The organism is Halalkalicoccus sp. NIPERK01 (genome assembly GCF_030287405.1).
Taxonomy (GTDB): Archaea; Halobacteriota; Halobacteria; order Halobacteriales; family Halalkalicoccaceae; genus Halalkalicoccus.
This window is the reverse complement of sequence record NZ_JASVVV010000053.1, coordinates 1-247: the sequence shown is the minus strand read 5'-3', so window position 1 is coordinate 247 and position 247 is coordinate 1. Positions and strand designations below refer to the sequence as shown.

Below are 247 nucleotides of genomic sequence, written 5' to 3'. Positions count from 1 at the left end.
AAAGCGCCACCACCGAGATCAACACCACCACACACACTCTTACCCTACACGACGCACTTCCGATCGGGCGGGGATTCCCTCGTCCTCGGGGTCGACCGCAGGGGCCTCGGGGGTGGGTTCGGCGTCGCGGACCGTCTCCGCGCCGTCCATCAGTTCGACGGGGCTCGTTAGGGGCGCATCGTACAGGACCTCCAGGGCCATCGCGACCGCGATCGAGGCGTTCATGCCGTCCTCGTACTTCGAGACC

General features: G+C 66.4%; 1 pseudogene. It reads right to left on the bottom strand.

Going from position 1 to position 247, the window contains the following annotated elements:
* Positions 1-72: 72 nt before the first annotated feature.
* Positions 73-247, bottom strand: a pseudogene (locus QRT08_RS18525) (transcriptional regulator); the annotation flags it as partial.